Origin of the sequence: Aromatoleum anaerobium (assembly GCF_012910705.2) — a bacterium.
GTDB lineage: Bacteria > Pseudomonadota > Gammaproteobacteria > Burkholderiales > Rhodocyclaceae > Aromatoleum > Aromatoleum anaerobium.
In genome coordinates this window covers 113,410-133,672 of sequence record NZ_WTVG02000033.1, presented here as the reverse complement: position 1 = coordinate 133,672, position 20,263 = coordinate 113,410, and the positions used below count along the sequence as shown (strand labels likewise).

The 20,263-nt window shown below is 62.1% G+C and carries 19 protein-coding genes and 1 pseudogene; 8 read left to right on the top strand and 12 right to left on the bottom strand.

What is annotated here, in order from left to right:
* Positions 1-619 precede the first annotated feature (619 nt).
* Both GO606_RS21895 and GO606_RS02385 read right to left on the bottom strand, forming a co-directional pair.
* Positions 620-751, bottom strand: coding sequence for a PIN domain-containing protein (locus GO606_RS21895; RefSeq protein WP_281503909.1), 132 nt, complete (start codon positions 749-751; stop codon positions 620-622).
* A complete protein-coding gene (locus GO606_RS02385) occupies positions 751-1,377 on the bottom strand; it encodes a type II toxin-antitoxin system VapB family antitoxin (RefSeq protein WP_169120810.1) in 627 nt (208 codons plus the stop codon). Before GO606_RS02385 ends, GO606_RS21895 begins: the two co-directional genes overlap by 1 nt.
* Before the next feature lie 68 nt (positions 1,378-1,445).
* Here GO606_RS02385 and GO606_RS02380 point away from each other — a divergent pair, with 68 nt between their 5' ends.
* On the top strand, positions 1,446-1,694 hold the full coding sequence (locus tag GO606_RS02380; protein ID WP_211166856.1) for an AbrB/MazE/SpoVT family DNA-binding domain-containing protein: 249 nt from the start codon (positions 1,446-1,448) through the stop codon (positions 1,692-1,694).
* Positions 1,694-2,041: a type II toxin-antitoxin system PemK/MazF family toxin gene (locus GO606_RS02375; protein WP_169120808.1), complete on the top strand. Its 348-nt coding sequence runs from the start codon at positions 1,694-1,696 to the stop codon at positions 2,039-2,041. Before GO606_RS02380 ends, GO606_RS02375 begins: the two co-directional genes overlap by 1 nt.
* Before the next feature lie 188 nt (positions 2,042-2,229).
* Here GO606_RS02375 and GO606_RS02370 read toward each other — a convergent pair whose 3' ends face one another.
* Entirely contained in the window at positions 2,230-3,135 is a 906-nt protein-coding gene (locus GO606_RS02370) for a tetratricopeptide repeat protein (RefSeq protein WP_169120806.1), read from the bottom strand.
* Between the two features lie 178 nt (positions 3,136-3,313).
* Between GO606_RS02370 and GO606_RS02365 the strand changes: the two are divergent.
* The 3 genes and pseudogenes from GO606_RS02365 to GO606_RS02355 all read left to right on the top strand — a co-directional run.
* Positions 3,314-3,922, top strand: a pseudogene (locus GO606_RS02365) (IS1595 family transposase); the annotation flags it as partial.
* A gap of 511 nt (positions 3,923-4,433) precedes the next feature.
* Positions 4,434-4,805: a hypothetical protein gene (locus tag GO606_RS02360; protein ID WP_246979292.1), complete on the top strand. Its 372-nt coding sequence runs from the start codon at positions 4,434-4,436 to the stop codon at positions 4,803-4,805.
* Positions 4,806-4,924: 119 nt separating this feature from the next.
* Positions 4,925-6,262, top strand: coding sequence for an IS4 family transposase (locus GO606_RS02355; protein WP_425532181.1), 1,338 nt, complete (start codon positions 4,925-4,927; stop codon positions 6,260-6,262).
* On the opposite strand, the gene GO606_RS02350 is transcribed toward GO606_RS02355, so the two are convergent.
* The 8 genes from GO606_RS02350 to GO606_RS02315 form a co-directional block, all read right to left on the bottom strand.
* A complete protein-coding gene (locus GO606_RS02350; RefSeq protein ID WP_211166801.1) occupies positions 6,242-6,541 on the bottom strand; it encodes a hypothetical protein in 300 nt (99 codons plus the stop codon). The two genes, GO606_RS02355 and GO606_RS02350, sit on opposite strands and share 21 nt — an antisense overlap.
* A gap of 626 nt (positions 6,542-7,167) precedes the next feature.
* The gene (locus GO606_RS02345; protein WP_169120124.1) at positions 7,168-9,462 is read right to left on the bottom strand and encodes a DEAD/DEAH box helicase; all 2,295 of its coding nucleotides are present in this window, start codon (positions 9,460-9,462) and stop codon (positions 7,168-7,170) included.
* 120 nt (positions 9,463-9,582) lie between these two features.
* Positions 9,583-10,545, bottom strand: a complete 963-nt coding sequence (locus GO606_RS22055) for a hypothetical protein (protein ID WP_246979290.1) — start codon at positions 10,543-10,545, stop codon at positions 9,583-9,585.
* Between the two features lie 295 nt (positions 10,546-10,840).
* The gene (locus GO606_RS02335; protein ID WP_169120122.1) at positions 10,841-11,182 is read right to left on the bottom strand and encodes a hypothetical protein; all 342 of its coding nucleotides are present in this window, start codon (positions 11,180-11,182) and stop codon (positions 10,841-10,843) included.
* 108 nt (positions 11,183-11,290) lie between these two features.
* The gene (locus GO606_RS02330) at positions 11,291-11,914 is read right to left on the bottom strand and encodes a hypothetical protein (RefSeq protein WP_169120120.1); all 624 of its coding nucleotides are present in this window, start codon (positions 11,912-11,914) and stop codon (positions 11,291-11,293) included.
* Between the two features lie 175 nt (positions 11,915-12,089).
* Positions 12,090-13,187: a DUF6094 domain-containing protein gene (locus tag GO606_RS02325; protein WP_169120118.1), complete on the bottom strand. Its 1,098-nt coding sequence runs from the start codon at positions 13,185-13,187 to the stop codon at positions 12,090-12,092.
* A gap of 523 nt (positions 13,188-13,710) precedes the next feature.
* Entirely contained in the window at positions 13,711-14,358 is a 648-nt protein-coding gene (locus GO606_RS02320; RefSeq protein ID WP_169120116.1) for a DUF3275 family protein, read from the bottom strand.
* A gap of 343 nt (positions 14,359-14,701) precedes the next feature.
* A complete protein-coding gene (locus GO606_RS02315) occupies positions 14,702-15,208 on the bottom strand; it encodes a DUF3577 domain-containing protein (RefSeq protein ID WP_169120114.1) in 507 nt (168 codons plus the stop codon).
* A 572-nt stretch (positions 15,209-15,780) separates the two neighbouring features.
* Here GO606_RS02315 and GO606_RS02310 point away from each other — a divergent pair.
* From GO606_RS02310 to GO606_RS02300, 3 genes are all read left to right on the top strand, one after another.
* Positions 15,781-16,143 (top strand): hypothetical protein, encoded by a 363-nt coding sequence (locus GO606_RS02310; protein ID WP_169120112.1) that lies wholly within the window; start codon positions 15,781-15,783, stop codon positions 16,141-16,143.
* Positions 16,144-16,230: 87 nt separating this feature from the next.
* On the top strand, positions 16,231-17,112 hold the full coding sequence (locus GO606_RS02305; protein WP_169120110.1) for a DNA-binding protein: 882 nt from the start codon (positions 16,231-16,233) through the stop codon (positions 17,110-17,112).
* Positions 17,113-17,984: 872 nt separating this feature from the next.
* Positions 17,985-18,566, top strand: coding sequence for a metal-dependent phosphohydrolase (locus tag GO606_RS02300; protein WP_169120108.1), 582 nt, complete (start codon positions 17,985-17,987; stop codon positions 18,564-18,566).
* Between the two features lie 428 nt (positions 18,567-18,994).
* Here GO606_RS02300 and GO606_RS02295 read toward each other — a convergent pair whose 3' ends face one another.
* Positions 18,995-20,215 carry an IS110 family RNA-guided transposase gene (locus GO606_RS02295; RefSeq protein ID WP_246979205.1) on the bottom strand — a complete coding sequence of 407 codons (1,221 nt, stop codon included), beginning with the start codon at positions 20,213-20,215 and terminating at the stop codon, positions 18,995-18,997.
* Positions 20,216-20,263: the final 48 nt, after the last annotated feature.

Genomic DNA, 20,263 nt, shown 5'->3' with positions numbered 1-20,263 from the left:
GGTCAATGTCTCGATGCCGAAAGCCTCCACGTCGCAGCTGAACTGGGAAACGGTAAGAGGAGCGACGGGATTAGAAAGGCGCTGAAACGCTTTAAAATGAGGCTACTCAAACAAAATCGGGATGGGCGTGTCAGCTGGCCTGCCTGACCCATCCCGAAGCTACCTAGAGCGCGTTCAGCTATCGTGCAGATCGTCGGTGAGAGCTACCGGCTCAAAAACAAGCGAAAGGCCGGAGCGACGGTCCGAAGAGAGGTAAGTATCACGTGATGTAGGGCGCGCTGCTTCGTCGCGAAGGGCGTAGCCCCAAGCGGCGACGCAGCGCAGAAAGAACCGGGGTGGGTCAGATTTACTCCAACGTTTCCGCAGCAAAGTGGTCAGATTTAAACCGGAGTTGACTTGCACCGACCAGCCCAAGGCCCAGGAGGGGAACTTCATTGCGCCCGGCTTGGTTGGTCTGAGCCTTCGCAGTTGGCCGCCTGACATGTGGGCAAGTCTGGCTTGTTTGTCAGGTCAGGCGGCGTCGCCTTGATCCGGTGCGAAGCAGGAGCTTCCCCGAGAGAAATCGCCTTGGCTTCTTTTAGGCTTTGCACCAAGTCATCGAACAGTGCTTGTTCCACCGTCATAGCTCGCAGGTAATGGCCGACATCACCACGTCACCCACATAGCACTGAGCGAAGCGCCGGGCGACCTCCTCCAACTGGTTCTTCATCAGGTAGATGCACATATTGGTGTCGAGCATGTAGCGCGGCATTAAAGGGCATCCCTTTCGGCTTGTTCGTGCTCCCCACGGCCTTCGGCCATGAGAGCGGGGGAAAATTGGGCGAACTTCGTGAGTACGCCGGACAGGGAGCGACGAGCAGGACGAATACGGCTTTCATCGCCTTCGCGCTCGATTTCCAGCTCGATATCGGTGCGCTCATAGGCCAAGTCGGCAGGGATACGAACAGCCTGGGAGTTGCCATTCTTGAAAGCGCGAGTGGTGTGCATTGCAAACTCCAGCATGGAGGTACGACATACGTATGCTAGCCCATGTGTATCGACCTCGGGCACCGCTGCGGTGAAGGTCTGTGCGCAGGGCTTGCAGCGCAGGCGTGGCACGTCGAGATGGATAGCGACCGCTTTGCCGTGGGAGGGCAAATCACGAACGAAAAGTGTCTTCTGTGCGTGCTTGACCGTCTCGTTCGACCGGCCACAGTGCGGACAAAGCCGGGAGATGACCGAAGGCTCGGCGCGAACATGGTATTCGGCGTCGGTTTCCTTGAAGTCCAGCACATTCAGGCCGGGGGAAGGTTCAGGATATTGACGGACATAGGCGACCGAAAGGGGCGAATTGTAGCCTTTGGCCTGAGATGGACCAAACGGGTTGCATAATATCAACGCCTAATGTCCTACTTGAATAAAACACGAAGTTATACTAGAATAGGACTCGTGATGAATAGGAGGCTATGATGCTTCAGACCCTACGCAAAGCTGGTGGCTCGCTCGTGATGACTGTGCCCAAGGCGTTTATTGACCAGAATGGCTTGGGCGACGGCTCCCAGGTCGAACTCCATCTCCTTGGCAAGAAAATGACCGTCGAGGCACCGACCCGCCCGCGTTACAAGCTGGCTGACCTGATGGCAGAAATGCCGCAAGGGCTGCCACGTGTTGAGGGCTGGGATGAAATGCCCTCGGTTGGCTTGGAGAACGGCTGATGGCGTATCTGCCGAACCGTGGTGACATCGTGCATCTCGATTTCGACCCGTCTTCTGGTCGGGAGATGAAAGGCCCGCACTTCGGCCTTGTCCTGAGCGGCAAGGTCTTCAACCAGCAAGGGCTGGCGATGATTTGCCCGATTTCGCAGGGGGCCGCTGCCGCCGCCCGTACCTACGGAACAGTGGTCACGCTGATGGGTGCTGGCACCGATACGCAGGGCGCGGTGCATTGTCACCAGTTGAAGTCGCTGGACTGGCGAGCACGGAATGTGCGCTTCAAGGAAACGGTGCCCCAGTACATCGTCGATGAAGCCTTGGCCAGAATCGAAGCCATTCTGTTTGAGTAGTGAGAGGGAGAAAGGTGTTGCGCTATTAGATTGACCACGGCAACCACCTGAGAGGGTAAAAACCCCCGAATCTTTCGTGCGTCCACCGGAGAATCCGGAGAGTGAAATGTCGGGACTGCTATTTCAGCGGTTCCCGTCCACCGGAAAATCCGGATACCCGAAAAAAGCAACAATGGATTTAATACCTGCTAATCGAATGTCCTGATGTATTCCGCTACTTTAATCACCGATGTTGTAAAAAGCTGTTGATAGAGACTTTGGGCTGCGTCGATGTCGTTCTTGGCAAGCGCTTTCTCCAAATCGTCTTTTTTCTTTCCGACACGAGCGCTCATTTCTGCAGAGTAAAGTGCATAGGATTCTGCTAGTGAGTAAAGTACATAGGAAAGTGGTTTGTTAATCTTAACGCCAAGCCCTTCCTGGTACATGCGCCCAAGATGATAAAACGAACCTTCGGTTTTGGCGTCAAGGAAGTATTGTCTCGCGATCTTGTGGTTTTTTGGAACACCAACCCCTTCAAGATGAGATATTCCTACCATTTCCTTTCCTACTCTATCGTCGGACATGGCAGCCTCTAGGAAATACTTGTAGGCCACCTTTGGCGATTTTGAGACACCATTTTTTCCTAATAGATAGTTGTTTCCAAGGGTAATCATTGCTTCTGAATTGCCTCGGCTAGCAGCCAATGAATAGTATTTATTGGCAAGTTCGAAATTAATAGCGACATCAGCGCCAATTAAATTTGCGGTACCACTAAAAACTTGCCCAATGGTGTGCGGCGCAGATGGGCTACCCTGCTTGGTGGCAAGTTCAAGATATTCCATCGCCAAGGAAAAGTTTGGGCGAAGACATGCCTGAGTTCCACTGATAGGGAGATATACTGAACTCCCGAGCGTATTGCTAGCATTGGCACTTCCCTGCGCGGACTCTTTTTCATATTCTGTTATAGCGCGGTCGCAATCACCAGTAAGATAGTAAAAGTTGCCATTTTTGACATAATCATTTGGATTGATATTGATACCGAGTTCAGCTGAAGATATTGTTGCGTTTAAACTTAGTGCTAGCGCAAACGCAATGTATCCAGTATTGATTTTCATAAATAATCGTTCTCTGCTCATAGCTATCTCTCTCGCGCCCGACAGGCTGCTAGCAAGCATCCTAAATTTTCGCAAGCTCGTCTTGCCCTTTTAGTTTGGCTATGTCACCGTTAGCTGTGGAACCCTCCCGTGGCGGTCGGGCTCTTACCTCTGAGAGCGAAACCGCGCGGGGTGCCCCATGAAAGCTCATGAATTTGAACGGTGGATCGAGCAGCTGCGGGCGTTGACCCGGCGGCAGCGCGAACAGGTGAAAGCGTTGCTGGCAAAAGACGATGACGGGGCGCGGTGCAGCACGCTGATCGAATCCCGCCTGGGTGGGGACGGGGGCTGTCCCCACTGTGGGGCGAAGAGTTTGTATCGGCACGGCCTCGCGGGCGGGCTGCAACGTTACCGGTGCAGAAGTTGCCACAAGACGTTCAACGCTCTCACCGGCACGCCATTGGCGAGGTTGCGTAAAAGGGAGAAATGGTTGGCTTACGGCCAGGCGATGCTCGATTCGCTGACGGTGCGCAAAGCGGCAGCGGTGCTTGGCGTGCACCGGAACACGACTTTTCGTTGGCGCCATCGCTTCCTCACGTGGGCGAAGAACGACCGCCCGGCACATCTGCAAGGTATTACCGAAGCGGACGAAACGTATCTCCTCGAGTCGGACAAAGGCAGTCGCCGACTGGCTCGCAAGCCGCGCAAACGCGGCGGCGCTGCAACCCAGCGCGGCCTCTCCAACGAGCAGGTCTGCGTTCTCGTCGCCCGCGATCGCACGGGGCAGACCCTCGATTTCGTCACCGGCAACCCGAGTTCGACGTGCGCCGTGCAAAGTCGGCGCTTTTCCAGCGGGTGCGAATCCCGCCCGGCCTCTTTCGCTCCGGCCGGAAGCAATCGGAGCAGTCATGGAGGTAACGAAATGGCTGAAGCCTTCGGTGTAGAGGGTCACTAGGTGACTTGGCGAGCACGCAGGCCGCAACGTGAGTGAACGCTGAGCACGCCTCGAAAAGGGTGATGCACGGGCCGACCTGCCAGTCGATGCGGGGAAGGTTGCCACTGCTGGAGAAGTGAGCGAAACATGCATCCAGCAGCCGTGCCGGGGTATTGGCGGTGGCATGCGTGAAAGAGGAAAGGCGCACGAAACACGGGAAGTCCTCGGTTGCGGAGGTGGGAGCCTCCAGCAGGGTGCCGGTGACGGCAGGACTTGGTGACCGAGGATGGCGGAGGGGCCCGTAGTACCGGGGAAGCCGGGTAATGCCGGTGGAGGGAAGGGGCCCTGGTTCAGGATCAACGCAGGAAGTGGCGAGGGCAGGAGATTGGGAAACCTATCAACTCCGATCAGCGTTCAGAAGCTGCAGGCGGCGTTACATGCGAAAGCGAAGGCAGAACCCGAGTTTCGATTCTACGCACTGTACGACAAGCTGTATCGACTCGATGTGCTGACCCATGCGTACGATCGGTGCCGCGCCAACAAGGGCGCTCCGGGTCTGGATGGGCAGACGTTCGGCGATATCGAGCGGTACGGTCGGGAACGATGGCTGGGGGAACTGGCGCTGGCGCTCAGGGATGAGACGTACCAACCGGAGGCAATCAAGCGGGTCTTTCTGTTATCGAAATGTTTCGATAATATGAATTATCCTCGGTCAACTATTAGGCAAGGTTTGCTCGCTACCGTCCGCGAAGCCTAGGGCCATCTCGTTATACACAACTCTGCCCCACCAGAGCGCCGGCCGAAATAATCGTTGACCTTCAACGACTTACATGAGGTGCTTGTAAACCCTGAGAAAAACGCGTCTACTCTTGCAATTTGGGTGACACGTTGGCGACGAAGAACTGGGTGGCGGAGGAGTTTTCGGGGATGGCGCTGGGCGACGAACGGCTGAACAAGCGGGCGAAGGTGCTGATGGAACGGTTGTCGGCCAAGCCGACGGCGAGCATTCCGATGGCGTGCCGGGGCTGGGGCGAGACGGTCGCCGCGTACCGTTTCCTGGGCAACGACGAGGTCGACTGGCAGGCGATCCTGGCGCCGCATTGGGAGCGTACCCGCAGCCGCATGCGCGCCCATCCGGTGGTGCTGTGCCTGCAGGACACGACCGAGCTCGACTTCAACGGGCAGGGCATCGCGGGTCTGGGGCGGCTGAACTATGAGGCGCGCCGCGGCATGTATCTGCACCCGACCTATGCGGTGACGGTCGAGCGCGAACCATTGGGCGTGCTCGATGCGTGGATGTGGGCGCGCGAGGAGGTCGATGCGCCAGGCGCCAGCATCAAGGAGAGCGTGCGCTGGATCGAAGGCTACGAGCGGGTGGCGGAGTTGGCCCTGGGGATGGCGGCCACTCGCTTGGTGTATGTCGCCGACCGCGAAGCGGATCTGATGGACATGATGCTGCGCGCCCAGACGCTGGGCACGCCGGCCGACTGGCTGGTGCGGGCCAAGCACAACCGCTGCCTGCCCGCGGGCGCGAAGCTGTTCTCGCACACCTGCGCGGGCGAGCCGCTGGGCGAGATCATGTTCACGATGGGCTCGCGCCACGGCCGACCCGCGCGCGAGGTGCGCCAGCAGCTGTGGGCCCGACGGGTCAGCCTGCCGGCCGGCAAGGCCGACACGGTATCGGCCACCTGCATCGTGGCGCGCGAGATCGGTGCGCCGGCCGGCGCCAAGCCGGTCGAGTGGCGGCTGCTCACCAACCGTGAGGCCCCGACGGCAGCCGACGTGGTCGAGCTCATCGACTGGTATCGGGCGCGCTGGGAGATCGAGACCTTCTTTCATGTGGTCAAGAACGGCTGCCGCATCGAGGCCCTGCAACTGTCCGCCGTCGAGCGCCTGGAGCGCGCGATCGCCTTGTTCATGGTCGTGGCCTGGCGCATCGCGCATCTGATGCGCACCGGTCGAACCTGCCCCGATCTGGACGCGGCGCTCTTCTTCGAGCCAGACGAGATCCGCGGCGCGTATCTGCTCACCAAGAAGAAACCGCCCGCGACCCCGCCCACCGTCAACCAGGTGCTGCGGCTGATTGCCACCCTGGGCGGTTTTCTCGCGCGCAAGGGCGACGGCGAACCGGGTGTGAAGACCATCTGGCTGGGCTTGCAGCGCGTCATGGATGCCGCCGCCACCTTACAGGCGCTACGCGAGGAGGCCGCGTGACGGAAGTTGTGTATAACGACATGACTTGTACAGCGTCACCATTGCGGACAAGTTTTCGCCGTCCATGATGATGTTCTGCCCCTGTGCCGAGGCCTCGCCTACAGACGCACGCTGGTTAATCTTGGTGAGTTTGGGCTTGACTTGGCGGATGATCTGCCACGGGGCTGTTCGTCCCGTGTAAGACATAATGATCCCGTCCTTGCCGCCCTCCGCTCGCTCTGTGTCGTATTGTTCGAGCAAGCGGATCAAGTCTCCGCGTGTCATCTGCTCGTAGATCATCCGTGCCTCTCTCTTCGGGGTAGATTGAGATAGCCCCCGATTTATTACAATAGCAATGCACCTCAACCTGACAGCCAAGGTCTATATACTAGGAAATTCGTTAATGATGTAAGTTTATACAGTATTTCGTACGGGCCTTTTCACGGAAAGCCAACCGCGCCAGCCGGAAGCGCATCCTTCACTGGATGGCATGGATTCGTGTGTTTGCGTGATATTTGCGTACCGGTCATCATGGAGTCGTGCGGTTCGGCGCCCCGCGCGAGGTTACACGAGCTGGTTTGGATTTGGCAAAGCTCATCATCAACGTAGCGCCGCCCTGAATGGCCGAATCCAATCTTCAACGATCATTCGTTTGCGTTTCGCTGACCAGCTGGTTTTGCCGAGTTGCACGCGTTGGCTGTCCGGCAGGTTTCCGGGCGAAGCAACCTCTCCAACGGCGGCGCTGCCGAAACATCCGCAGCAGCAGTTGGTCCGCGGCGGACTCTGCACAGCCGCCCCTGATGTCCGCAACAGTTCCTGGTCAGCGGCTCACGCTAAACGTCTCGGCTGGACGTGCCAGCAGCGGTTGCAAGATGCGAGAGGAAGGCGGAACCAGGACGAGGGCTGGCGCCCGCGCCCTGGCTTCGTCAGGCCGCCAGCCTCTTGGCCAGCGCCACCTCGATGCTGTCACCGGTCTGATTGAGGACGTCGAGGCCCGTTTCCGGCATGTCGCCCGACGTCGATTGCGCCACCGCGATCTTCTGCGCCATCAATGTGAGGCAGTCCATTTGCGCCGATTCCGCGTATCCGAAGAAATGCACGGCCACGTCGTTTCGCTGCCCGATGCGCCATGAACGGCGCGAGGCCTGCTGCAGGGTGTAGCAGTTGTAGCCCGACTGCATGTAGGCGATGGTCGGAAAATCGAGCAGATCCAGCCCGGTTTTCACGAGTTCCGGATTTGTGACGAGCACGTCGATGCCGCGTTCGACCTGGTCGGCCACCCAGTCCTCGCGGCGGGCCGCTTCGACGCCCGCCCGCAGCACTGCCACCTTGAAGCCGGCGCGTTCCAGCTGGAGCCGCAGGCGACTCGTGGTGTCTCGGGTCCCGGTGTAGATGGAGTACGCGAGCACCTTGCGGCCCCTGCCCTTCTCACGGCGGCAAAGTTCGATCAGCGCCGCTTCCTTAGGGCTCACGTCCCCGTCGTCGAAGACTGCCATCTGATACGCAAGCTGGGCGCCGGTTCGAGGGTGCCTGACGAGCTCGTCGCGGAAGCAGCAGTCGGGCCACGCCAGCAGCACCTGGAGCACCACACCGAGCAGCGTCGCGTCACCGCAGCGCAGCGCTTGGCGCAACTCGGCCGTGAGGAGCGCCGCGAGCTTCGTGTAGCCCTCGCGCTGAGCCTCCGTCATCGCCACCGATTCGAACACCTCGCGGTACGATGGCAGCACGTCGCCGTCGATGTCCTTGAGCTTCAGGAAGACCGTGCAGGGAAGCACATACCGCATGATGCCCTTCGGGCCGAAGCCGGGGGCTTTGGCCGTTCGATGGCTGATCGTCTTGCCCTTCGCAGTCCGATGGGAGCGGCTTTCCGCCTCCCGGTAGATGTCCTTCACGACACCGTGGTCGCGCATGAAAGCCATTGCTGCTGGGCCCAGGCTGCGACGCACGTTCGGGCGGTAGCCGTCGTCGATCATCGCCCTCGGATTGAGACGCCAGAGGAGATAGAACAGGTCCTCGGCGTAGCCGCCCATCAGCGTGCCGGTGAGCAGCAGCGTCCTGCTGCACTTGGCGGCCAGGACGCCCATGGCTTGTCCCTGTGCGCTTCCGGCGTTCTTGTACTCATGCCCCTCGTCGACCACCAGCAGCCCGAAATAGCCTTGGGGCAAGTACCGTTTAACGAATTCCGTCGCCTGGTAGTCGCCCTGGCCGAAGCCGATCTCCATGGCGGCCATGGCGGCCATGGCGCGCTCCATGCGTGCGGCCTGGCGGTCGGAGAAGACGAGCTCCCCCTCCTCGTCCATCAGGTTGATGAACTCGTGCACGTTGTCCGCCAGCATGGCGCCGAGCATCTCCTCGCCAAATCGTCGGACCAGGTTGTCAGCGGTCTTCACGCCGATGGTCGGCAGCTGCTGCAACGCGTCCATGACGAGTTCGCGATGCGAGCGCTGCGGCTTGCCCTTACGGGTCAAGGTCCACAGGCGCCCGCTGCAATGAGGGCAAGCACTTCGATTCTCGTCGAGCACGACCTTCGCCCGCGCCGCCGACATTGGCAGCTCGGAGTCGTTGGCCCTGTCCGTCAGCCATTGCCCGCAGTCCGGACAAGTGGCGTAGGCGGCGACGTGGCGCGCGCCGAGCTCGTCCCGATAAACCGTCCTGCGTACGTTGAACGCGGGCCGCCAGTGGAAACCCATGCGCATCCGCACGCGCCCGAGCACGAAAAACTCTGGCACTGCGGGCACCGTACGCATCGCGCGCAGTGTGAGCAGCTTCTGCAAGGTATCCGGCCCGTTGAGTATCCAGACTCGAGCATCCGGCACGGTCAGCATGATTTCCCTGCGCCACTTGTACACTAAGTGAGGCGGAGACAGTACAAGGGTGCGGCGGAAGCCCGCCTCGTGCATCACGACGGCCGCGGCAATCGCCATCATGGTCTTGCCAGTTCCCATCTCGGCATTGAGGATCGCCGCCGGGTCGCCGGTGTCGAGCAGCAAGCGAGTCAAGGCTTGGACGGCATCGCGCTGCGCCGGAAAGGGCTTCCGGCGCAGCCGATCCATCAACTCATCGCGCCGCGGATCGGCTGCGCCGTCGTAGACGGGAGGATTCTGGCGTCGAACGGCGTCCAGCAGGCTGGCGCCGAAGTCGTCGACGAACTCCGCCAGCGACAGCTGGGCAGCTTCCGGAAGGACGAGCGCCGACGCGAAGTCGGCATGTGCGAGTTGCATGGAGGTCTCCTCGAGAAGGCGGAGACCGAACCCATGCGGGTACGTGTCCCCGCATGGGTTTGATGTGGAAGAATGGGGCGATAGCCGAAGGCGGACGTATTCGCCCCGAACGCTTTTGCCTCAGTACTCTTCGGGTAGCAGCAAGGTCGTGACGCTGCGGTCCGCTTCGGTGATGATCCACAACGTATTGGCGCCGTAGCCCGCGCTCGGCCGAGCCAGGTCGATCGGATACGCGGCGAATATGCGGTCGCCCGACCGCACGGCCTCGTCGTTCTGCTCGGGTTCGGAGCTCACACCCCAATCGCCTCGTAGGTAGGCGCCGAGACAGCGGTCGACAAGATCCGGATAGCGCTCGAGGAGCGGCTCGACCCCTGCTGTCATGACCACGCGACCGAGCTCGAACAAGGGCTTGGACTGAGCCCGCACGGGCGGCAATGCTTCGGCGATCGCCCGGATCCGTCCCGCCGCGTCAGCGGGCAGGTCGTCCGCCTCGAGCGTCAACACACCCTGATTGACGGCCATCGAAACGATGTCCTGGAACCGCTCCTCCAGCGTGACACGAACGCCGCCGACCTTGCCGAGCGGCGGGAACTTGAAGCGGCTCAGCGGCATGCAGAGCCGATCGCCCAGACCGTCGAGCAGCGGATCGCGCCAGTGATCGAGGAGCGGCAGCGGGCTGAGGTCCCGGATCAGGGCCCACAGTTCGGAGCGCGGCACCTCGCGCTCATCACTCACCAGCCAGGCGGCTCCCCCTGGCCGGTCGAGTTGCACCAGAACCGGGTCGTAGAGCCACGTGTGGGTCAGGCTTCCAAACAGGTTCCGGTCGGGGAAACGGCCGGTGAACTTCTGGAGCCGCTCGGGCTCCGGGACGAACACCGTGTGTCGCACTCCCTCATCGGCCAGGGTGAAGGTGGCCTCCCCCGCGTGGAGCAGGCCGCCCTGATCGCCACGCACGGAGAAGGCGGACATGAACTGCAGCACGGAGGTGTCGCGTCCGTACAAGGAGAGCAGCAACAGTTCGCCATTTTCGCCGCGGACGCAGGCATCCGCGTACAAATCGGAGAAACCCTCGATCGACAACATGATGGGTGCCTCCATTCAACGGATGGCAATCGCCCAGGGCGATCCGGGTAGGGAGGCGAACCGGACGCGGGACAAGGGCCTGGCGTCCACGCCCGAGAGCGTGGCTTCGAGGTCGGTGAAATTGACGTTTTCCATGGCAGAGCTCCTCGTAAAATGGGGAGATGCCGCCCCCCATCGGGGAAGCGGATCTTCCCGATGGGGGTGGATGAAGGACGAATGCCCCGGGCCCCGAGGGGCCGTCGCTGTTTCAGGGGCTGACAGCGCGCGGCGTCAACTCGATGGCGTCGCCGGAAAACTACGTCTGGGCAACTGGTTGCGGCACTGCCCTGGGAGCAGGTAGCCAGACCCGTCCGTTGTAACTCACGCGTGCGACCTGCTGGCCGCAACCGTCAAGGACTTGTCCACCCACCCAATTGCCGCCGCCGACTTGGTGCTCGACGATGAAGCGGCAGACAACACGGCTCGCGTCTCCAAGGGATGCCACCGGCGCCAGGCGATTCCGGACGCCGAGAAGTGTTTGCGTGGGGTCCTGACCGAGGTCCGGGTTACCCGCCGTCATCAAGGCGACGCGAAGTGGCTGACGCTGCGCAAGCTCGTACTCGTCCGCCACACGGTTGAAGTTTCGCAATGTGTGCATGATGCGCTCCTGAATGTCCCGTCGGTCGCCGCACCCACCGGGCGTGCAACCCGACGGGTGATGAGAGAGGACAATGGAATCGCGGCAGCACGGCCGCCCCAGGAGAAACTACGCGTCGCTGATGCGCCGGACCGGAAGCAAGAGCAACTCGCCCTGCGCCAGCGCCGACATCAGCACCTTGTCGCTCGGCACACGCACCGACCGCGCGATCGCATCGAAGAACGGCGACTGATCGGGGAGATGGTCGGACAGAAGGCGCGCCAGGTCGGTCAGCACGTGGAGGACGGCCTCGCCGGAAGTGTCGAAGTCATGCGTGTCCTGCAGTCGCTCCGCAACGTGCGTGAGGAGCGCGGCGCCCATCGGAAACAGGGCCTCCGGCCAATCGATTCCGCCATCGGTCCCGATCTGGATCTCCATCTGGTCGGCACCCGCTTCGGGAAGCAGTGCGCACAAGCGATTCAGGGTACTTGCGAGCGCGTGGTTGAACTTGGCCCGAAGCACTCGGATGGTCGACCAGAACGTCTCGGCTTCGTCGGGCGCCCGGCACAACAGCGGCCAGACGACCTCCGTCCGCGCAAGCGTGCCCGGGTGGCACAGCAGCGCGGTCTGAAGATACTCGAGGCAGCCCGCCCGCCACTCGCGATCCGTCGTCGAGCAGTTGCGGCCCGCGCTCGACAGTGCGGACACGTCACGGTGTCGCACGAGCACCCACATATCGATTTCCTGCTGCATCTCGTTCTCCCAAAGAATGATAGATGGCTGGAAGACAACACAACGGTGAGCTCGCCCCCGCAGAGGGAGCCCCTTCGGGTTGCAGTGGTAGTGGTCAAAGCGCCGGCGCCGAGGGCCAGCAAGGCGAGGCGGAGCGGTGCTCCGCAACACCAACGGGCAGCGCGTTTGCCCTGCCCTATTGGATCGTGACGATGGACCCGAGCCCGGGCCCAGGCGTGAAATCGATCCCCCGTATCACCGGTACGAACCGATCGGTGAGAATGACGGTTTCACTGACGCTCCCATCCGGGCTTTCCGAGAGCTCGACCGACCGGACCTTGTCCTTGTACGTGTCGCCCTTGATCAACAGGGTGCGACCGCTACCTGAGGTCACGACTCCGTGCGCCTGACCTGCCGCCAGCGCCAGCGCCAGATGCCAACGCCCCATTTCGGTCAACGGCGCGCGGTGCATGCCATTCGTGCCCCCGAAGTGGGTCCGGAACTGCGGCCAGAGACTGTGCTGGTGCAGTCGCACCACCTCGGCAGCGAGCTGTGCGGCGTCGATGCGGACCGCGTGGAAGCGTCCCTCCCCGCCCGCAATCTCCGGAACGGCATACGGCTCGGTCTTCGAGCTCTCGGGCAACACCTGATCGAGTGCCTCGCCCTTGCCGGCAGCGATGAGTGCCGACACAGTGCGGGATTCAGGCCAGTCCGAACGGCGCCGAACGCCGAACACCACGCACTGCTTGAACTGCTGCTCCGGGGCCATATGGAAGCGAATGCGATCGAAGTTGCGCGCAAGAAGGCCTGCGAACTCCGCGTCAATCACGTAGTAGGGCACGATGAGAACGAGGACACCGCCGAACGCAAGGGTTTGAAAGGTTCGCCGGAAGAAGATCTTCTCGAGTCGGTCCGGCCCTTTGTCGCCGGTCTGCGCCCGGTCGGCCACCGCGTCACCATAGGGCGGATTCAGGAACAAGAGGCCCATGGACCTGGGCGATACGACGGCATCCTGAATGTCGGCGTGAATCGCGAGGTCCAGGACGGATTTCGCATGCCAGGCGCGCTCGGCATCGAACTCGACGCCGAATGCCTGAACGGCGGCACCGCATCCAGTCAGCGCTTCCCTGACCTGGTGGAGCGCAGCGCCTTCTCCGCAGCACGGATCCAGGATCCGTAGCTCATTGCCCGCCACATCGAGGGCGGCGACGATCCGTTCGAGCGTCGCCTGGTCGGTCGGGTAGTAGCCGTTCTTCACGAAATTGCGCGCCAGGCGCGGGAATATCAGGGCCATAGAACCTCCTCGGAGGGAACGTGTAAGGGGGGACGCAATGACCCTCGACGGGCCGATCGCGACCCGCAGGTTGTGGATGATGTCCCGGAGCGACATGCTCGGTCCTGTTGCAGGGACTGACAGGCTGTTGCATCAGGCAACGCGCGCCACCGGCCGATGGCCGGACGACCGCAAACGGACTTCCATCGTCGGTCTGCCTGCTGCAGGCCGACGATGGGAACCCGCTGGTTCCGCTTGGATGGGCTTTGAACGATACCTTCGTCACACCCGCGGGCCTCAGGCGCATTGCCCTGAGACCCCGTGGCTCGGATGCGAGGCGCCCCGGTGGAAGGCGTGGGCGCCGATGAAAGGGCGCGCGGGAAAACCGCCGACGCAAATGCCGCAACACATCGGGCGTGTTGCTGCCCAGTTGTCGATGGAGCCCTCGCAGGCTTTCCGAATCACGCGCGTACCCTGACGCACTGACCCCGATTCGGAAAGCCCGCGCGCGGGCTGGCGGCCGGCGTCGGCCGCGGGGATTGTTCTACGATGCGTCCGCCTTCGCGGCCAGGTAAGCCCGATACCGATCGGATTCCTCCGGATACCAGACCTGCTCTTCCGGCACAAAGCCGTATTGGAGTCCGGACTTCAGCCGATTGCGCTGCTCCCGGAAGCGCCGGCGGTCATCGATCGTCGGATCGAGCTTCACCGGTTGGCGCGCCGCGACCAGCCCATAGAGCTCGTCGCCCAAGAGCGCGTGATCGGCCGATTCGTCCGGTCCCGTGGTGGACAGCGCGGGTGACGCCCCGCCCTCCTGTTCCCGGTCGGGCGCACCGCTTCCCTCCAAGTCGCCATTCCCAGCACCAGGACGTGCAGTCTGCGCTAAGGCCTCGTCTGCGGGATCGGGTTCCATCGGCGCCTCGGGGAGACTCCTTTCCGTGCCGCTATGAACGTGCAGATCGGCGAGTCGGGCGCGGATCTCCAACACGAGCCGACCGTTGCTGGCGTAGGACCAGGGAAAGATGCGCTGGATGATATAGCGCCCCGTGTAGCTCCCTTCCTCGAACTGATCGAGGATCGGGTCCTTGACCCGAAACTCGCCGATATCGGTCAGCAGATCGCCGACACAGAACGGGCCATTGGCCCCCTTGACGCGCTTGATGTTCAGCGTGCCTTCGACAGTGATGCTCACGATCTCGATCTCCGAATGCGGTATCGGAGGCCCGCCCACCGAAGGGGACGAGCGCCCCCGATGGGTGGTTGAAAATCGGACACCGAATGGTTCGAACCCTCGGCGCGTGCGATACAGGAGGGCCACCAACATGGTTGATGGCCCGGGCTTTGAAAGAGGCACCGGTTTTCCGGACCGGTACGGGATCGAAGCGGACAGGCAAAGCCCTACCGACGGACCCCAGGCCTGACGGCCGTCCCAGTTACAGGGGCTGACTGGGCGCACCACGCACGTTTTTGCCGAAACGTGCAAAACGGCTGGAAACCCGCGAAAGGCTCCGAGATTGGAATGGTTGATCTAGTGATCACCCGCTGGTGCCGGTGCGCTCCAGGGGAGCGCTTTCGGCCGCTTGCTGAACATCCGTGGTCTTCGGGCGTTCGTAGGCCGTTTGGCCGTCCACCTTGACGTGCGTCAGCAGTAGCAGCCGGCCCTTGATGATGACGCGCGGTTCCTTGCCGGGCGCACCGGTTTCGGAATCCTTGACGTCGGCATAGTAGAGATGTGGGTAGATGTCACCCACGCGGAATGAGACAAAGACCTTGCGGTCGTTCTGGACATCCTGCTTGAAGCGTTCAACGAGCTCGGCACACTCGGCACCGACCACTCTGAGGTCAAAGTACGTGTACGCCGGTTCCGTGACGGACCCGTGAACAGCGTTGATCGCGCATGCAAGAAAGGGCTCGGCTCGACGACCGCCGCCGCGTGGTTTCACCCACCGGACCCGGCCCAAATAGCCGCATCCCTTGGTATGCAGGTCGAAATGCTCCTTCTCGGGAGCGGTCTCGGAAGCAACTTGTTTGGATTCAGACATGACGGTCTCCAGACGAAAAAAATCGGGAGACCACACGTCCCATGATCGGGAAGTGAATCTTCCCGATCGGGTGGGTGACACAAACGATACCCCGGACCTGACGGTCGTTCCGGTTACAGGGGCTGACCGGACGCAGTACACCGGCCGCATGGCCGAATGCTCGCGATGATTCTACGCCAAGTGCCCGCGCCGTCAACGGGGCAACGAGCACACCTTCAGCCAGACCAAACCGCCTTGCATTTCTTCGTTTGATCAGCGACATTCCCGCGAGGGGACGGATCTCATCCGCCCGACAGCCACCCTTCGCCTACGATCGCGACCAGCCCGCGCCTCTGCTCGGCTGCACGACCTCGCCCGTGGGCTGGACTTGATGCCGCCCACGCGCGTTTGATGCCCCAGACAGGGAGCTAGTGCCCACAGCGGGTCCATGCTGTGGCGCCCCCAACGTCTGGAAGGCCTGCCGCGCCAGTTGTTCTCCCCGACGGGGCACCTCCGCTCGAGGGCCTGCACACGACTTGGCGCCATCGACGCTGCAATCACATGACATTCCCCTGGACATGGAGGTTAGGGATATGAACGTCGTGCACATCAACACCCATCCGGCCCGTCTGCGACCGGGCGAGATGGCGATCCACCGCGAGCACGGATGGGTCGAGATCCTCGAGCGCACCGGAACACTGCTACGAATACGATGGATCGACTGCTCGCTGGTAGCCCCCGACGCCCTCGAACCCGACGAGATCGACGGCGAAGTCCTGACCGTCTGGGAGGACTGGGTCGGGTGCGACAGCTTGAAGCCGATGCCAAGACCGTCGATCCACGGCGAACCGGTAGCTCAAACGCCTCTTGACCTGGCGACCCGACGACCTACACGGGGGCGCCAGCGACATGAGACGTCTGCGAAACCGGGCCACGAGGCCCCACCCCACCGCTGAGCGGGCTCACCTCGATCGGGTCATGGACACTTGATTGGTACCGTACCGTAACCTATCGTACGTAACGTATCGTACTGGAGACGAGACATGCCTCGGGAAGCCAGCATCACGTACGAACAAGTGGCGGCCATCGCCGATGGGATCAAAGCCGCCGGCGGGAAGCCCACGCCACGCCAGATCCGCGAGCGTCACGGCAGCGGCAGTCTGGGCACCATCCATAAGCTGTTCCAACGATGGGAAGGCAACCAGCCGCCATCCATCGAAGCGGGTTCAGCCCTCCCCCCTGCGCTGCAACGGGCGATCCTCGAATTCGTGACGCAGGAGCGGGCAACGGCTCGGGCCGACCTCGACGCCAAACTGTCTGACGTGCAAGCGGCCGCCAACGAACTCGCCGCCGAGAACGTGCGCCAGAGCGGCCACATCGAGACGCTGGAAAGCACCCTGCAGATGTCGCAGGAAGAGAAGGCGGCGCTCGCCGGAAAGATCGAGCAAATGGAGGCCGACCTCTCCACCGCCCGGGACGAAGCGGCCCGTGAACGTCAGGCGGCCGAAGCCACCCGCACCGAGTTGGCCAAGGCGCATGTCCGACTCGACACTATCCCCATCCTTGAAAAGGACAACGAGCGGCTACGAAGTGCGGTAGACGCCGAGCGCGACGCCCGCACCAATGCCGAACGTCTGGCCGCGATCGCCGAGGCGAAGGCCGCAGGCCTCGCCGAGCGTCTGGCGGATAGCCAGGCGCGCCACACGCACGAAGTGGCGAAGCTCGACAGCCAGTTGCAGGACCAAAAGCAACGGAACGCGAACCTCGAGGCAGATCTGTCGGAGACACGGAAGGAGTCCCGCGACCTCGCCGCTCGCCTCGCTCAGGCGACTGGTGAGCTGGAAGCGCTGCGCGCTCAGAACGCCGGCCATCTGGACGTCATCAAGGGCTTTACCGCGCAGGGCGCCATGACGGGCGAGTCGTAAAGGTTCAAATAACCGGCACTACACCCGCCGCCCAAGGAGCCAACGATCGGTCGGCGCGTCGGACCGATGTCCAAGACACGGAATCAATGACACCGTCGCCGCCTGACATGGCCGCTGCCTTGACGTGTCGAAGCATCGCGCCTATGAATATAGGCAACGTCCGGTCAGCCCCTGCAACCGGAACGGCCTTCGGGTCCGGGGTCTGCTTCGAGGGTCATGTCGATCTCGTGATGGAACGGCGCTCTTCCGTTCTTCGAGGACAGGCGGTTTTTCCTCTGCTTTCGCTTACCTCCTTGGCGAATGCGGTCGCCTGTGCGCCTCGCCAGACCAGGGGCCAACGACTTCTCGGGAAGTTGCTACGGACCGTCGAGCAAAATCCGCGGGCTGCCGGGCAAACCCGTACCATTCAGCTTGGGACCGACGTCGCCCTGAATCTCTGCCCAGAGGATGCTCGACCACTTCCTCACCACCACCGCCGCGAACGCGACCTTCGCCGGCCAGCGTCTACCGTAGTCGTACCTATCCTGTGCCCCTTCGGATAGCCGCTTTCATCAGGGATCGAACCAATAGCCGCCACCGCGGCTGAAGCGTTCCGCCCATTGGAATTCATCGAGACTTGCCAAACCGCGCTCGGGCCGGTATTTTCGTGCAGTCTCAAAGGCGCTACGCCGCTTCTTGAGACGCGGCGGGGACGCCTTGCTCTCTCGCTTCGCGCGACACCCTCGCTCATTTCCTTGCTCGTCGACCGGCGCTTCTCGCCGCTCTGACTTCGACTCGTCCTGATTCCCCGCCCCGCGGCCGATGCCATCGCCATTGGCTGGCCTTGGCATGCATCGACCATTCGGACAACGAACGCCAGCAAGGAGAGACTCATGAAGCAGGAATTCCCAGCATCACGCGCCATGCGCCGACTCGGGGACCTGACCGGCGCCGGTCAGGTCATTGGCGATAACCCTGCACCGGACCAAGTGAGCATCGAAGACGTCGCCCATGTCCTGGCAAGCACGTGCTGCTTCGCCGGCCGAGCACACACCTTCTACTCGATCGCCCAGCACGACTATCTGGCGAGCACCATCGTGCCGCCGGACGACGCCCTTGCGGCGCTCCTCCTTCACGCCGGCGATGCGCTCAAGGAACTGCTCCCCGTGTGTCTCGACGCCGAGGGGCAGGCCACCGCGGATATTCTGGCCGACCTCGGTGCCCCGCCTTACCTCCCTCCGTCGGTCAAGTACGCGGATCTCGTACTTCGCGCCACCGAGCGGCGTGATCTCGACCCACCCCACAACGACGAGTGGACCGGTACGACGCAGGCCTCGCCCCTGCCCCGGACGATCCAGGCTCTCGCGCCCATCGTGGCGAAGCACCTCTTCCTCGATCGCTACCATGAGCTGCGGCCGGAAGTGGACATCGAAGGGCTACGCAGCCTGTCAGCTGGACGGAGAGTCCCAAGATGACGGTCTATGTCGATGCCCTGATGCACAACGGCTGGCAAGGGAATGGCCGGATTGGCTGCCCCGCTCCGAGCCTCCACATGTTCAGCGACACCGACGACCACGACGAGCACCACGAATCGCGCGCGCCCTGTGCGTCGATCCGGTGCTGCTGTGCCTGGACGAGCCGGCTGCGGGCTGCAACTCGTCTGGAAAATCCGACTGTGCAATCGTCGCGATTCGAGCGTGGCAGTTGCCCCAATGGATACTGCTCACATCACTCGCCAGCCAAGCGTCCGACGTCGTCGCAACGGTGGCACGACGTTCAATCTGCGGGGGTGTCATGAGGGCGAAATGATGCGGACATCGACCTTTCTTAACGTGAAAGAGCCCACATCCGAGACGAGCGCGCGCCTGACCGCTGAAGGTCATGGGGTGGAAGGGCGGGTGAATCAGGCGGCTGCGCGAATGAAGCCGAAGCGAGTCAGCGCCTTGATCCAGCGTGGAGCGTTGCGTTGAACGGAAAGCGCCTCATAGTCGGTGGCTGAATCCCGGTAGTGTTCGCCACGTTTGAGCATGAAGTAGATGGTGCGCAGAATCTTGTGTGCCAAGGCGACGATGGCGCGTTTGTGGCCGCGGCGAACGATGAGCGACTGGAACTTCGACTGCAAGGCCGATTTGGTGCGGCTGGCGGCATGAGCGAACTCGCAGAGCAGGCGTCGGACATAGAGGTTGCCCTTGCGAACGCGTCCGGATTTGCGCTTGCCCGCCGACTCATTGTTGCCCGGGCAGATGCCGACCCAGGACGTCAGCCGATCCGCGCAGCCGAATGCCTCCATATCGGTGCCAATTTCCACCAGCAGCATGGCTGCGCCGATCAGATCGACGCCGGGCAGGGTTTGCAGCAAGGCGAGCGCGTTTCGTTCGTCCTGCAGTCCATCCAGAAGTCGCGCATCGAAGCGCGCAATGCGCGCCTCGATCTCCTCGACATGGTGCATCAGTTCATCGAGCACGAAGCGATGGCTGTCGGTCAGTTCCCCCTGCAAGGCATCGAAGATTTCCTCGCGACTGGCCTTGAGTCGCCGACTGGCGAACTTCAGCACCTCGTTCGGCGAGTGCCCTTCGATGATGGCCTTGACCATGGCGCGTGCCGACTGACCATGCAGATCGCTCACCACCACGCCCAGGCGGATGCCGCCGTCGGTCAGCACCTTGTGCAGGCGGTTCTTCTCGGAGGCCAGCAGACCCACCAGTTTCTGCCGCTGCCGCGAAATCAGACGCAACTCACGCAGCCGTGCCGGCGGCACGAACGAACCGCGCAGCAATCCGGCACGCGAGAGCGTCGCCAACCATTGCGCATCGCCGACATCGGTCTTGCGTCCGGGAACATTCTTGACGTGCCGGGCATTGACCACTTGCCCACGGATGCCCACCGCTTCCAGTGCGGCATACGGGCTCTTCCAGTAGATGCCCGTGCTCTCCATCACCACCTGATCGGGAGCAAGCGATGCCGCCCAGTCGGCCAGTGCGCGCCGATCGCGTTTGAACGCACCGAATTGCCGCTGTTCGATACGCGTCGTGCCGTCGGCCTCTTCGAGGATCGCGCAGGCCGTAATTTGCGCCTGATGCACATCCAGTCCGATGACTCGTTTGTGTAGCGCTACCAGTTCCATGCCATCTCCCGTCGAATTACACTCAACAGTGGAAGGGGGCGGGTGCCA